The sequence below is a fragment of the Thermostichus sp. OS-CIW-30 genome (assembly GCF_054060215.1).
The window spans coordinates 61,352-74,255 of record NZ_JBSSCZ010000017.1 but is presented as its reverse complement, the minus strand read 5'-3'; the positions used below and the strand labels follow the sequence as shown (position 1 = coordinate 74,255).

Genomic DNA, 12,904 nt, shown 5'->3' with positions numbered 1-12,904 from the left:
CCCCGACTTCAACACCCACAGCCACGCCAACACCGACGCCCACACCGACCCCGACTTCAACACCCACAGCCACGCCAACACCGACGCCCACGCCGACCCCGACTTCAACACCCACAGCCACGCCAACACCGACGCCCACACCGACCCCGACTTCAACACCCACAGCCACGCCAACACCGACGCCCACGCCGGGAGGCTGTGATCCCAACGCCAACCTGATCCCAGTTGGCACTGTCCAGGGCACTGGCTTCACTTCCCCCCTGGTGAACCAAACAGTCACGGTTTCTGGAATCGTAGTAGGAGACTTTGAAGATGAGGGGGTGGCTGGCCAAACCTATCTCCAGGGCTACTACCTACAAGATGATGGTGACGGGAATCCCGCCACATCAGATGGCATCTTCGTTTTCAGTGGCACAGCTAATAACGTCAGGCTTGGAGATAGGGTTCAGGTGACCGGAACGGTTGCTGAGTTCCGCCAGCAAACCCAGCTCTCCAACGTCACCAGCTTTACTGTCTGTAGCTCTGACAATCCGTTGCCGGCCCCAGTGCAGATCTCTCTACCGCTGACTGCGGAGCAAAGGGAAGCTCTGGAAGGAATGCTGGTCACATTTGGAAATCAGCCCCTGTTTGTAACCGACTCCTTCTTGCTGGGACGCCACGGGGAGCTGAGTGTGGCCACAGAGCTCAAGTTGTTCACTCCTACGCAAATTGCGGATCCCAGCCAGGCAGCTGCCATTCAAGCGGAAAACGACCGAAAGCGGATTCGCATTGATGACCGGCTGCTCACCCAAAACCCAGATCCGGTTATCTACCCCACTCCGGGTGGCCTGAGCGCGGCTAACACTGTGCGCGTCAGCGATCTCGTCAGCAACATCACCGGGATCATGACTCAGTTACCGGGCCGGAACGTCGCTGGCGACGTGGATGCGACCATCGACTACCGCATCCACCCCAACGATCCCAGCAACTTGCCGACGTTTCAGTCCGTCATCCCTCGCCCGCAAACTCCACCCCTGGTAGGCGGATCCCTGAAGGTGGCCAGCTTCAATCTGTCCAACTACTTCAACACCTTCGGCAACATTTGCTTCCCCAACAATTCCGAGTGTCGAGGGGCCAGGAACGCCGCAGAGTTCACCCGCCAGCGGGACAAGATCATCGAGGCGATTCGCCGCATGGACGCCGATATTGTGGGCCTGAACGAGCTGGAAAACGACGGCTATGGCCCGAACAGCTCCATCCAAGATTTGGTGAACGGTCTCAACCAGGTCATGGGGCCGGGAACCTACGCTTTTGTGGATGTAGGGGTAGCCAACCTAGGCGGTGATGCCATTACCAATGGTTTCATCTATAAGCCGGCTACGGTTGAAATTGCGCCTGGCACCAACCCCGCCTTTCTGGATACCGGGGAATTCACCCAAGATCCCTCGCTTCGTCGCCACCGCCCTCCCTTGGCCGTCACCTTCCGGCAGAAGTTCAACAACGCAGATGGCGTTAACGCCATCTTCACGGTGGTGGTCAACCACTTGAAGTCGAAGGGATCCCCCTGTGATCCTGTCGACAACGATCCCTTCCAGGGCAATTGCAACGGCAACCGCAGGCGGGCTGCCCAGGAAATCCTGAACTGGTTGTCCACCAACCCCACCGGCTCCACCGATCCGGATGTGCTGATTATCGGGAATCTCAACGCCTACGCCAAGGAAGACCCGATCAAAGTCTTGGAGGAGGGCGGATTTACCAACCTCAACACCCCCTACGACTCTTCCTTCAGCTTCCAAGGTCAGTTCGGATCCCTGGATCACGCCTTGGCCAACGCCAGCTTGAGGCCGCAAGTGACCGGGTCGGTCAAGTGGCACATCAACGCCGACGAGCCAGTGAGCCTGGACTACACCACGAGCTTCAAGAGTCCCTCTCAGCAGAGCCTCTTCTACGCCAGCGATCCCTTCCGCTCTTCCGACCACGATCCGGTGCTCGTTGGCTTGGTCCTGACTCCGGACCCAACACCGACACCGACGCCCATACCGACGCCGACGCCCACACCGACACCGAGGCCCACGACGCTTCCCACTTTCTCTACGGGCAGCTTCGTCGACTCCGGCCCGATTTCTCTGGCTGGGATCCAGCCTTCCAACCGTGTTTACATTGCCTTCCGCTATCGCTCTTCTGGTACAGCTTCCGGCTCGGCCACTCGCTGGCAGGTGGATAGTGTCAACATCTCCGGGAACTAGGTGTGGGATCCTAGTGCCAACCTGAGTCTGATTGGCAGTGGCTGGGAAAGTGGATCTGCTTCCTCAGCCGTAACGCTCTCCTATGTGGTCTTGGCCGGGATCCACCGTTGCTCAGCGGGTTTCGAGCAGAGGGATTGACTTTTGAAGCACGGACTAAAGGGAGAGGAGCCGGGGGTGGTTGCCTTTGGCGGCACGGAGCGCTTAAGACACTTCGGGAGAAAAATGGTTGAGGATCCGGGGGGATTGCAATGTCCTCGTCTCAATCGAAATGACCTCATTATGGGATCCCCACCTGGGCGCAGATTTGCCCCTGTCGGTCGAACAACGTCACCGCCAACAGCAGGGATCGACCGGCATACTTTCGCACATAGCCTGTGGCTCGCTCCAGGATTTGGCGAGCCAACTCCTGCATCACGGGTGCTGCCCAGCCAAGGCCATCCAGATGGTGCACCGCTGCCTCTACTGTCCTCAGCTCCAGCACCTGCCGCGCCTGCTCGGCTGTTCCCCCGCAGCGGATGAGGGCTGCCGCCAAGATCTCCAGGCGGGCATCGGCCACATGGCTGGAAGTGGTGAAAATGCCCCCCGCCAGCTTGATCAACTTGCCGTGGTAGCCGATCAAATGAATCGAGTCTGCCCCTCGCAATGCCGCTTCCACCAGCAGCGGCCCGATCCAATTGGCTACTCGCAGGATCTGGTCTTCCGGGATCCCTTGCCCCAGCGCCACTTGCTGCCCATGGCTGCCCACGCAAAAGATCAAATGCTTGTGCCGCTCCAACTTTTGTTGCAGCTCTTGGCGGGCTTGCTCTAAGCTCTCAACACTTGAGGAAGGCTCCACCTCCGCCCGCGTTCCCAACAGGGCCAGCCCTTCCAGCACCCCAAAAGCGGCATTGGAGGTGCGCTCGGCCAGCAGCTTTCCTTCAGGTAAGATAATGCGAACCCGCAACCGGCAATCGGGGGGGATCCCGGGCAAAAGATTGATCTCAAACAAACGGCGGGCATAGGCATAAATGGCCGGGCTGCCATCGGTGCGTCGCCCCAGCCCTTCCCCGGCTTCCAAGATCAAGGGGGGATCCTCGGGATCCCTCTCCTCCAACCTCACCCAAGCCCAGACCGGCGTGTCGCGGGTGAGATCCAGGTGGGGGCCGGGATCCGAGCGGGTAATGGCCAGAGCTGTTGTCTTCTCCAAGGCAGCTACCTGCTCCACCGGGATGTGGATCCGAGCCTCAAGGGACTGGGGCTCAGCCTGCACCGCAACAACCAAGCGCCCCCCTTCCTTCTCCAAAGGGATCCCCAGAAGGTGGTGAAGAGCAGCCCTGGCCGAAGCAACGGCGAAAACCGGCAAGGTATAGCCCCGCGGTCGGGATCCCTGAACAGCATCCTGCATCTGCACAGCTTTTTGCTTCGGAAATGGATGACCGGAAAACCAAAATCTCCGGAAAATGCACACCTCAATTGTGGCTTGTGAGAGAACCTAGGAGTTTCGGGGAACACCTCCCGGAAGCAATCGTTAAATGATCTGGGGGAAGAAGAGGGGATCCGAAATTTGCCTTTTTCAATGAAGGTAGTCGAAAACTGGGGCAGCTATGAGCGAAGCAGTGCAGCACTACCTTGAGCGTCTGGAGTCGCAAATACAGGAGCTAAAAGCTGCCATCGAGCGGATGCCCGAGCAGGTGGTGGCTGTTCTCCTGGCTACCCAGGAAGCCAAAAAAAACACCCCCGCCCCCTCCCGTTACAGCGTTCTAATCTCAGACTTGGTGGAAGATGGCAGCCACAACTTCCTGCTGGATGATGAACCCACCGTGGTGAGCAACCGCAGCATGGGGCATGAGTTGGCCCCCGAAGCCCAAATACAGCGCTTGAGCGCCCAGTTAACCGCTGCCTACAACCGCATTGCCGCCCTTGAGGAGCAGCTCTTGGCCCAGCGCTTGCAACACTAAACCAAACCGACAGTCGTCCGGACCGGTCTGGAAAGGCTTCAACGGGGAACAGCAGAGGGCTTGCCTTTGCGTTGCACATCCTGCATCTGGAAGCCGTGTTTGCGCAGCTCTTGATCCAGCACCAGCTCGTTTTCCACGTGATCCACAAACAACACGCCGTTGAGGTGGTCGATTTCGTGCTGGATCACCCGCGCCAGCAAATCGTCCGCTCGAAGGGTGCGGGGCCGCCCCGTTTCATCCTTAAACGAAACCACAATCCCTTCTGGGCGCACGACCTCGCAAAACACCCCCGGAATGCTCAGGCAACCCTCCTGCCCGGCAACGGCCTCGCCAATGTACTCGCGAATCTCCGGGTTGATCAGCACCAGCGGTGGCACCTCCGGCTTATCGGGATAAAGATCCACCACAATCATGCGCTTGGGAATGCCAACCTGCGGAGCCGCCAGACCAATCCCATCAAAGCTGTACATGGTCTGTAGCATGTCCCGGGCAAGCTGGCGGATCTCCTCATTGACCTGGCTAACGCGCTTGGCCGGCTGCCGCAGCACCTTGTCCCCCATGCGATAAATGTGCAGGGGCGGATGCTTCAGCTTCACTTTGGGAACGGCAACAGAAAGGGTAGCCACCATCTGGCAGATCTCACAGAATAACAGCAGGTATCAGGCCTGGATCCCCATTCTACATTCAGTCCCAGTTGCGCCGAAACCACTGTTGCCTAACTCTCTTCTCCTTTTTGATTTTGAAGAGGGGGTAGGGACCTGTTTGGGATGATCATGGCTCAGGGTTGCCGTCGCCAGCCTCTGGAAGTCGTTGGGCCTGTTGGTCAATTCCCTGCTTAAAGCCCAAGGCCACCAAAATATTGGAGAGGGTGAGAAAAGCCTCTGCCCCTCCATGCAAGGGATCCACGTTGGCCAGGGAAGTGCCGTAGTGAACCTGAGCGTACAGCCCTGCCGGGATGCTGACGGCAACAAATAGCAACAGCAGCCAAAATCCAACCAAGGCCAAACGTGGGATCCGGCGCAGCCGCGACAGAAAGAATAAAAAGACCAAGTAAGGGAACAGAGAGAGGGCAAATAAACTGTTCATCGCCTAGTTGGGATCCCCCTCCTGTGCAGGCTCGTCGGCTCTCTCAGCTCGCCAAATGCGGTAGGCAGCCCAAGCCAGGGTACAGTTGCCCAGCAAGGTCAAGCTGGCCTGTGCAGTGACCACCCAGTCCAACTTGGGGTCGTTGTCAAACCAGTGCCAGGTGATTGCGCACATTGCCCCCGACAAAGCGGGCAGCATCGCCCAGCTCAAACTTCGCCATTCGGGCTGGCCCACCCGCTCCCCAAATTGCCACACGAGCACAATAGCAGCGATCCACTCCAAGACGCTGGCAATGTGAATCCACCAGGTGGGAAGCGAAAGGGCGTGCATCAGGCGCTGAGGGAATGACGCAGCAGTTGGCGGTAAGTGGCCTCCTGCAACAGCATTTGCTTGTGCAGTTTGACCAAAATGTCTTTGGCCTGCTCGGGGCTCATGCGAGAAACCAAGGTCTCGAAAGCCCGCTGGCGAAATTGCTGCTCCAAAGAGAGCCCTAGCGTTTCATCCATCATTATCACCTCAGGGTGCTCAGGTAGAGAGGTCTGCAAAGAGTTCCAACAGCGCAGATCTGGCCAGGTAGTGCAAGCAGGATAATACATATCTTAACAAATCGCAACAACGTGACAAGATGCCGGATCTCGACGTGCCGGAAGGGAGCTTGGCCGAGGCGAGGGCAGAGAACCTCAACCCAGTGGCAGAAAAAGTACAGGCCCGTCAAGTTGGACAAAGGTGCATTTTGGATGGGGAAGGGGGAAGATTTTCCGGCAGGGATCCCTTTACATCCTTTCACGTTGTGCGACTTAGCAGGGCTCCATGATAGAAGTGAAGTACTCTGGAGCTTTGTTGCCACCCTTGCTGATTGGTGACTTACTTTGCTTGAATTGCCATGACCATTTTTGTGGGGAACCTAAACTATAAAGCCTCAACAGAAGAACTGAAAGCTTTCTTCCAGCAGAGGTGGAACGTTAAGTCGGTTACAATCCCGATAGACCGAGAGACAGGTCAGACACGAGGCTTCGCGTTTGTGGATCTGGCAACCGAAGCTGAGGAGGACGAAGCCATCGAGAGCGCGAACGGGCAGGAATTCATGGGCCGGCCTCTGCGTTTGGATCGAGCCAGGCCCCGCCGCCAAGCCTAAGCAAAGATTGTTCAACCCTGGGTTTGCCATTCTGGGCAACCAAAGGACTCCGTCCCGCTAACGCGAACGGCAAGGTTTATCCCAACAGATGGGAGAGCTGCAAAGTCTCCAAGAGCGCCCAAGATGGTAAGGTTGCTACATCTTTCCGACATTCATCTGGGCAGTGGTCTTGCCTACGGCCACATTAACCCAGCTACCGGCCTGAATACCCGTTTGGAAGATTTTGTAGCTTCTTTGCGCTTGTGCATTGACCATGCTCTCAACCAAGCGGTGGATCTGGTGTTGTTTGGGGGCGATGCTTTCCCCGATGCGACACCCCCCCCTCTCCATCAAGAGCTTTTTGCCCAACAGTTTCGCCGCCTGGCCGATGCAGGGATCCCAACCGTCCTGTTGGTGGGCAACCACGATCAGTACGGGCAGGGACAGGGAGGCAACAGCCTGGCTATCTACCGCGCTTTGGGGGTCTCAGGCTTTATTGTGGGGGACAGACTGGAAACTCATCGGATCGAAACTCGCGGTGGCCCGGTGCAGGTGACCACTTTACCTTGGCTGAGTCGCTCTGCTCTACTCGCCCAACAGGAAAGCTTGGCGCTTGAAGGGGAAATCCTCGCGCATCAGCTCCTGCAGCGCCTCCGCCTAGCCCTAGAAGGGGAGATCCGCACCCTGCAGCCAGGGATCCCGGCGATTTTGTTGGCTCACGTCATGGTGGAGACAGCCCGCTACGGAGCAGAACGCCATCTTTCGGTGGGCAGAGGATTTACGGTGCCCCTTTCGCTGCTGGCTCGGCCTGCCTATCAATATGTTGCCTTGGGGCATGTACACCGTCACCAGGTGCTGTGTCGGGATCCCTTGATGCTCTATCCCGGCAGCATTGAGCGGGTGGATTTTGGCGAAGAAAAAGAGGAAAAAGGCTGTGTGCTGGTGGAAGTCACCCCTACGGGGGCCAGCTATGAATTTTTGCCCCTGCCAACCCGTACCTTTCACACCATTCGCCTGGATCTGAGCGCAGATCCACCCCAGCAGGCGCAGTCCAAGCTGCTGGCCGCCATCGCCAAGGCCCCCGTGGCCGGCTCCATCCTGCGGTTGATCTACCGCATACGGCCCGACCAGCTAGAGTGCATTGATGAGCGGGCTCTGCACAACGCTCTTGCCCCTGCTTTTAGCTACACCATCGCCCCAGAAGTGGTCAGCCCCAGCCGCATCCGTCTGCCGGGATGGGATCCCAGCCGACTTGAGCCCCTGACGGCTCTGGAGCAGTATCTGGCCGACCGCAGCGATCTGGCCCCCTTGCACAACGATTTGCTGGCCGCGGCCCGTCAGTTGTTGGAGGAATATGTGGATCCTTTACAAGACTGGGCCCCCAACTGGGAGGAGCTGGGATCTTCAAGCCTTGCCCCAGTGGAAGAGGAGCAGTTGCCTTTGTTTTGATTGGTTTTGAGATGCTCCCTTTGTCGCCTCAGGGTTCATAGGGGTGGGGATGGGGGATCCCTGTACGAAGAAATCAGGACAGGAGTGCTTGCCAAAGCTGCGGGCTCCTCAAGTTTCAAGTGATCTGAATCACTTCGAAATGGCAAAAAGCAACACAAACTGGGAATCGGGTTGAAGACGTTGGCAACGACGGCATCAGCTCACTCACAGGGAACTGACTCAGACTGGTAGACCTCACACTGCCAGTCTTTTTTTGTTTGAGGTTTAGGTATTGTGAAGCTGCAGCAAGCAGGGGATCCCTTTCTAGCATTCATGAAATTCCCATCTTCTTTTCTATAGAGTCAGTCTATTAAATCTATAGAGTCTGTATATTAAAAGACAAATAACGATCTGTTCTCGGCAGAGGCTACCAATTTGTCAAGTGGGCGTCAAGTGTGCCAAGTGTATAGAAGGTTGGTTCTTGGAGCATTTATTTTCTTGCGACAAGGGGTAATCTGTAGGAACGGCATACCTTGAGGAAGTAGGTTCTATGAACAGCATACTTTGGTTTCTCCTAATCGGAGCCCTGGCGGGTTGGCTGGCAGGAAATATCCGACGCGGCTATGGCTTTGGCTTGATAGGCAACATAATTGTTGGTGTTTGCGGGGCATTTTTTGGAGGATTCCTCTTCGATTTACTTGGATTTACTTGGCCTGTCGGCTACGGGCCTGTTGGGAAGCTTGTTGATGGCCACGATTGGGGCTTTGGTTTTGTTGGCGTTAATTGGCTTCGTTCGTCGGGCTTGATCTTTAAGATGGCCCGCAAGGGCTTGTGTTTCCGTTGGGATCTTGATCGAACATTTAATCGAACATTTACCGGAGAATTTTTATGAGCATTCGTGTTCTTTCGGCAGCGATGATTGGCTTAGCCATCCCCAGCATGGGTCTGTTGACAATGCCATCTGCTTCTGCCCAGCACTTGTTTGATTTGGGAGTGCGCCAACTGCAGCCGGGCACCATCATTCCCGTCCAAAGCTTCAAGGGAGAAGAGCCCCAGTACTTCAGCCCCAACAGCACCCACCCACTTACCCTGCGGGTGGCTCAGGACATCTACAACGGCAGCGGCCAATTGGTAATCCCAGCAGGCAGCGAGGTGCGAGGCAGCTTACGACCGACTCAGGGAGGGGCCAGGTTCTTCGGCACGGCTTTGATTGCCAATGGGCGACTTTACTCGGTGCAGATGTCTTCTGATTTGATCCACTGATTTGATCCACACTGAGAAAGACCCGCGCCACTATTCTGCCGAAGCGATTGCTCAAGATGCAGCCATTGGTGCTGTGGGGGGTACGGTGCTGGGCTTGCTCACAGGAGGCGTTTCTGCCTTAGGGGTCATTGGCGGAGCCGGAGCCGGAGTGGCGGTGGGCAATATCACAGCACCTCAAGTCGTGGTGTTGCGCCCTAACCAAACGATTAACTTGACCCTGAACAGTCCAGTGCGCCTGTAACCGGCCAAGTTTGATCCCAAACTTCCAGATGCAGAGAGATAAGGATCCCGGCCTAAACCGGGATCCCTTTCTGGTTTCAAGGGTTTCGTAGAAAAAACCCAGCTTCAGTGCAAGTAGGTGTAGGCCCGCAAGTTGTCTTCAAAGTGCCGTTGCAAGGCGCGGGCCTGGGATAGGCTGATCTGCCCCCGTTGTAGGGCGGCTTCGGTGGCGTGGTGGAGGGTCTCCACCAGATCTTCGCTGTTGTACTGCACCCAGCTCAGCACTTCGCCAATGGTGTCCCCCTTGATGACTTGGGAAACGTGGTAGCCGCCGGGGCGGGAGCGGATATGCACCGCGTTGGTATCGCCAAACAGGTTGTGCAGATCTCCGAGAATCTCCTGGTAAGCGCCCCCCAGAAACACCCCCAGCAGGTAGGGATGTCCGTTGGGGTCGTGCAGCGGCAAGACCGAGGTGATCTGCCCGTCTTCGCCGAAGAAGCGGTTGATCTTGCCGTCGCTGTCGCAGGTGAGATCGGCCAGGGTGGCCCATTGGCGTGGCTCCTCATCCAGACGATGAATCGGCATGATGGGGAATACCTGGTCGATGGCCCAGCTATCCGGCAGGGATTGGAATAGAGAGAAATTGCCGTAGTAGATGCTGGCCAACATTTCGTCCAGATCCAAGAGATCCACCGCCACCGGATGCCCCGCTTGGTGCTGCTCGTAGGCCAAGGTGCAGATCTTGTCGGAGCAGTTCCAAAACAGGCGTTCCACCTCGGCCCGCTCCTGCAGGCTGAGGGATCCCTCAGTGAACTGGCGCAGGGCGGCCTCCTTCAGCTCCTGACAACGGCGGTAATTGACCACCAGAGTATCGGGCTGGATTTGGTAGTAAAGCTGGTTTAGCTTCTGGATCACCTCCGCATCGGAAGTGAGCTGGGTGGGCATCGGGTAGGGGCTGGCAGCGTTGACATCTTGCACGTCAAACACCAGCACCGACTGGTGGGACATGAGGGCGCGTCCGCTTTCGGTCACCAGTACCGGCGGCTGGATCCCGTGGGGTTCCAGGGCGGTGAGCACGGTCTGCACCACGGTGGCGGCGTAGTCCTCCATGCTGTAGCTCTGGGAAAAAGGATTGGGGGACTGGGATCCGTCGTAATCGACCCCCAAGCCGCCGCCGATATCCAGGTAGCCCATGGGGGCCCCCAGCTTGACCAGCTCGATGTAGATTTGGCTGGCCTCCCGCACGGCCCGTCCATGCACGCTCACCATCGAGATCTGGGAGCCGATGTGGTAGTGCAACAGGCGTAGACAATGCAGCTTGCCCGCTTCCCGCAGCCGTTCCACCACTTGCAAAATCTCGGTGGCCGTGAGGCCGAACTTAGCCCGATCCCCAGCCGAGGTGCCCCAGCGTCCACTGCCCTGGGCGGAGAGCTTGGCCCGTACCCCCAAGATGGGGTCAATGCCCAGTTGGTCGGCAGCCTGCAGCACCAGCTCCAGCTCTTGCAGCCGCTCCAAAACGATGATCGGGGTGCGCCCCAGCCGCTGGGCCAAGAGGGCCGTCTCCATAAAGTCGCGGTCTTTGTAGCCGTTGCAGATCAACAAAGCCCCAGGAGTATCCAGCAGAGCCAGGGCAATCAACAGCTCCGGTTTGGATCCCGCCTCCAGGCCAAAGTGGTAGGCGCGACCGTGCTTCACCACTTCCTCCACCAGGTGGCGCTGCTGGTTCACCTTAACGGGGTAAACCCCCCGATAGACGTTGGGGTAGCCAAAGCGCTGGATGGCCTGCTGAAAGCTCTCGCAAATTTGCCGCATGCGGTCGGCCACGATCTCGGGAAAGCGAATCAACAGAGGCAACTGCAAACCCCGTGCCACCAGATCCATCACCAAGTGGTACAGGTCAATGCCCGGTTCCTGCTGCTGTAGGCCCTGTGGGGTCACCTCCACATGACCGGCGGCGTTGATACGGAAGTAGGGATCCCCCCAACCTGAGATGCGATAGAGCTTTTCGCTGTCTCGCAGTGTCCAGGGAGAACGAGTCAAAGTCGGCATAGTAGTCCCCCAGATACCGAGATGTGAACAGCGCAGGATTTCTGCACAGAATTCACAATATATTGCCCTATTCCAGAATATGTCAAGATTTTTCTGGTGCGGGGGGACTCAGGCCCAAAAACCGCTAAGCCTTGCCAGACAAGGCTTTGGCTTGGGGATCTCTGTGCAACTGCCGCAGAACTCAGCTCGCTTAATCTCTTGTTTGCGCTGTTTTTCTTTGTTTTTCTCTTGAATTCTCCATTTTCCGTCTCTCCTTTCTGAGCTTGGGTCGGATCCCGACTTTTGCTGGGAAGCGTAGCGAGGAATACGGGGATGGTACAGAGGGAAAGACAGCCACCTGGGGAAAGTGGGCCACGCACGGGATCCCAAGAGCTCTCGCCGGCAACCCTTGACAGGGCCCCGCAGGCAAGACAAGGATCGGGGCGGTGACCTCGGAGAACCTGAACCATGGCTCAACTGCCCCGCTTCCGTCGCCGAGAAGTGTTGCTTTCTTTATTGGCCACCGGCGCTACCTTGAGCGCCTGCCAAAGGGGATCCCGTTCTGACCAACCCAGCGGCAGGGATCCCGTTCCTGCCTCCGGCAGCCAGTCCTCCGACAAAGTTTTGCTGATCAACGGGGCCGGGTCCACCTTTCCGGCTCCTCTTTACTTGCGCTGGTTTTCCGATTACCGCCAGGTGGATCCCAAGGTGGAGATCAATTTCCAACCGGTGGGCAGCGCCGCTGGGATCCGGCAATTTATTGACCAGACAGTGGACTTTGGCGCCAGTGATGTGGCCATGACCGATGCCGAGATCGCCGAGGTGAAGCGGGGTGTGGTCATGATCCCGATGACCGCAGGCAGCATTGCCGTAGGCTACAACCTGCCGGGGATCCCTTCTGGACTCAAGCTGTCTCGACCCGTTTTGGTGAAGATCTTTCGCGGCCAAATCGACCAGTGGCGGGATCCGGAGATCCTGGCCCTGAACCCGGAGCTAACCATTCCCGATCTGCCCATCACCGTCTGCTACCGCTCCGATGGCAGCGGCACCACCGATACCTTTACCCGCCACCTGGCCGCCATCGATCCGGCTTGGGCCTCAGAAATCGGTGTTGGCATGTCGCTGGAGTGGCCGGTGGGCATTGGGGTAAAGGGCAACGAGGGCATGAGCGCCCAAATGCTTCTCAGCGAAGGGGTGATCGGCTACGTGGAGTCGGTCTATGCCCGCGAGCTGGATCTGTCGGTGGCAGCTCTGGAGAACCGCCGCGGCGAGTTCATTCTCCCCTCCCCGGAAGCCTCGGCCCTGGCCTTGAGCGAAATTGAGCTGCCGGAAAACCTGCGGGCTTTTGTGCCGGATCCCGCTGGCCCTGGAGCGTATCCCATCGTCACCTACACCTGGATCCTGACCTACCGCCGGTACTCGGATCCCGCCATGGCCGCCGCCCTGCAAGCTGTGCTCCGCTGGGCCCTTACCGAAGGACAAGCCCTGGCCGAGGAGATGGGCTACCTGCCCCTGGCCGCAACCGTTGTGAACCGCGGCCTGGAGGCGCTGCAGCTTATCCAGAGCTAGCCTGGCAGCAGTCCCCCAAGAGTTGCCAATAGCTG

13 protein-coding genes and 2 pseudogenes are annotated in these 12,904 nt (G+C 57.8%); 9 read left to right on the top strand and 6 right to left on the bottom strand.

Translation table 11 applies throughout. The annotated features are described in order from the left end of the window. Together ACVWZF_RS08820 and ACVWZF_RS08815 are read left to right on the top strand one after the other, a co-directional pair. A pseudogene (locus ACVWZF_RS08820) lies at positions 1-202 on the top strand (hypothetical protein); the annotation flags it as partial. A 61-nt stretch (positions 203-263) separates the two neighbouring features. Beyond that, entirely contained in the window at positions 264-2,225 is a 1,962-nt protein-coding gene (locus ACVWZF_RS08815) for an ExeM/NucH family extracellular endonuclease (protein ID WP_457411282.1), read from the top strand. Between the two features lie 277 nt (positions 2,226-2,502). Here ACVWZF_RS08815 and cbiD read toward each other — a convergent pair whose 3' ends face one another. Next, complete coding sequence (gene cbiD / locus ACVWZF_RS08810) at positions 2,503-3,609, bottom strand: cobalt-precorrin-5B (C(1))-methyltransferase CbiD (protein ID WP_457411281.1); 1,107 nt, start codon at positions 3,607-3,609, stop codon at positions 2,503-2,505. A gap of 199 nt (positions 3,610-3,808) precedes the next feature. On the opposite strand from cbiD, the gene ACVWZF_RS08805 reads away from it, so the two are divergent. Next, positions 3,809-4,162, top strand: coding sequence for a hypothetical protein (locus tag ACVWZF_RS08805; protein ID WP_414350209.1), 354 nt, complete (start codon positions 3,809-3,811; stop codon positions 4,160-4,162). 38 nt (positions 4,163-4,200) lie between these two features. Here ACVWZF_RS08805 and def read toward each other — a convergent pair whose 3' ends face one another. From def to ACVWZF_RS08785, 4 genes are all read right to left on the bottom strand, one after another. Then, positions 4,201-4,791, bottom strand: coding sequence for a peptide deformylase (def, locus tag ACVWZF_RS08800; protein ID WP_457411279.1), 591 nt, complete (start codon positions 4,789-4,791; stop codon positions 4,201-4,203). A gap of 142 nt (positions 4,792-4,933) precedes the next feature. Then, on the bottom strand, positions 4,934-5,248 hold the full coding sequence (locus tag ACVWZF_RS08795; RefSeq protein ID WP_414388950.1) for a DUF3593 domain-containing protein: 315 nt from the start codon (positions 5,246-5,248) through the stop codon (positions 4,934-4,936). A gap of 3 nt (positions 5,249-5,251) precedes the next feature. After that, complete coding sequence (locus ACVWZF_RS08790; protein WP_457411277.1) at positions 5,252-5,578, bottom strand: DUF2499 domain-containing protein; 327 nt, start codon at positions 5,576-5,578, stop codon at positions 5,252-5,254. Then, a complete protein-coding gene (locus tag ACVWZF_RS08785) occupies positions 5,578-5,754 on the bottom strand; it encodes an NblA/ycf18 family protein (protein WP_414424327.1) in 177 nt (58 codons plus the stop codon). The genes ACVWZF_RS08790 and ACVWZF_RS08785 overlap by 1 nt, the downstream gene beginning before the upstream one ends. Positions 5,755-6,131: 377 nt before the next feature. On the opposite strand from ACVWZF_RS08785, the gene ACVWZF_RS08780 reads away from it, so the two are divergent. The 5 genes and pseudogenes from ACVWZF_RS08780 to ACVWZF_RS08760 all read left to right on the top strand — a co-directional run bounded on the left by ACVWZF_RS08780 (position 6,132) and on the right by ACVWZF_RS08760 (position 9,294). Then, positions 6,132-6,383: an RNA recognition motif domain-containing protein gene (locus ACVWZF_RS08780; protein ID WP_011434316.1), complete on the top strand. Its 252-nt coding sequence runs from the start codon at positions 6,132-6,134 to the stop codon at positions 6,381-6,383. A gap of 123 nt (positions 6,384-6,506) precedes the next feature. After that, positions 6,507-7,811, top strand: coding sequence for a metallophosphoesterase family protein (locus ACVWZF_RS08775; protein WP_414417917.1), 1,305 nt, complete (start codon positions 6,507-6,509; stop codon positions 7,809-7,811). A gap of 529 nt (positions 7,812-8,340) precedes the next feature. Next, a pseudogene (locus tag ACVWZF_RS08770) lies at positions 8,341-8,596 on the top strand (GlsB/YeaQ/YmgE family stress response membrane protein). An 82-nt stretch (positions 8,597-8,678) separates the two neighbouring features. Further along, on the top strand, positions 8,679-9,053 hold the full coding sequence (locus tag ACVWZF_RS08765) for a hypothetical protein (protein ID WP_238376818.1): 375 nt from the start codon (positions 8,679-8,681) through the stop codon (positions 9,051-9,053). A gap of 1 nt (position 9,054) precedes the next feature. Beyond that, entirely contained in the window at positions 9,055-9,294 is a 240-nt protein-coding gene (locus ACVWZF_RS08760; RefSeq protein WP_011434319.1) for a hypothetical protein, read from the top strand. A 104-nt stretch (positions 9,295-9,398) separates the two neighbouring features. Here the strand turns inward: ACVWZF_RS08760 and speA are convergent, their stop codons facing one another. Beyond that, complete coding sequence (gene speA, locus ACVWZF_RS08755; protein ID WP_011434320.1) at positions 9,399-11,321, bottom strand: biosynthetic arginine decarboxylase; 1,923 nt, start codon at positions 11,319-11,321, stop codon at positions 9,399-9,401. 447 nt (positions 11,322-11,768) lie between these two features. Here speA and pstS point away from each other — a divergent pair, with 447 nt between their 5' ends. Further along, the gene (gene pstS / locus ACVWZF_RS08750; RefSeq protein ID WP_414413706.1) at positions 11,769-12,869 is read left to right on the top strand and encodes a phosphate ABC transporter substrate-binding protein PstS; all 1,101 of its coding nucleotides are present in this window, start codon (positions 11,769-11,771) and stop codon (positions 12,867-12,869) included. The last annotated feature ends 35 nt before the right edge of the window (positions 12,870-12,904 follow it).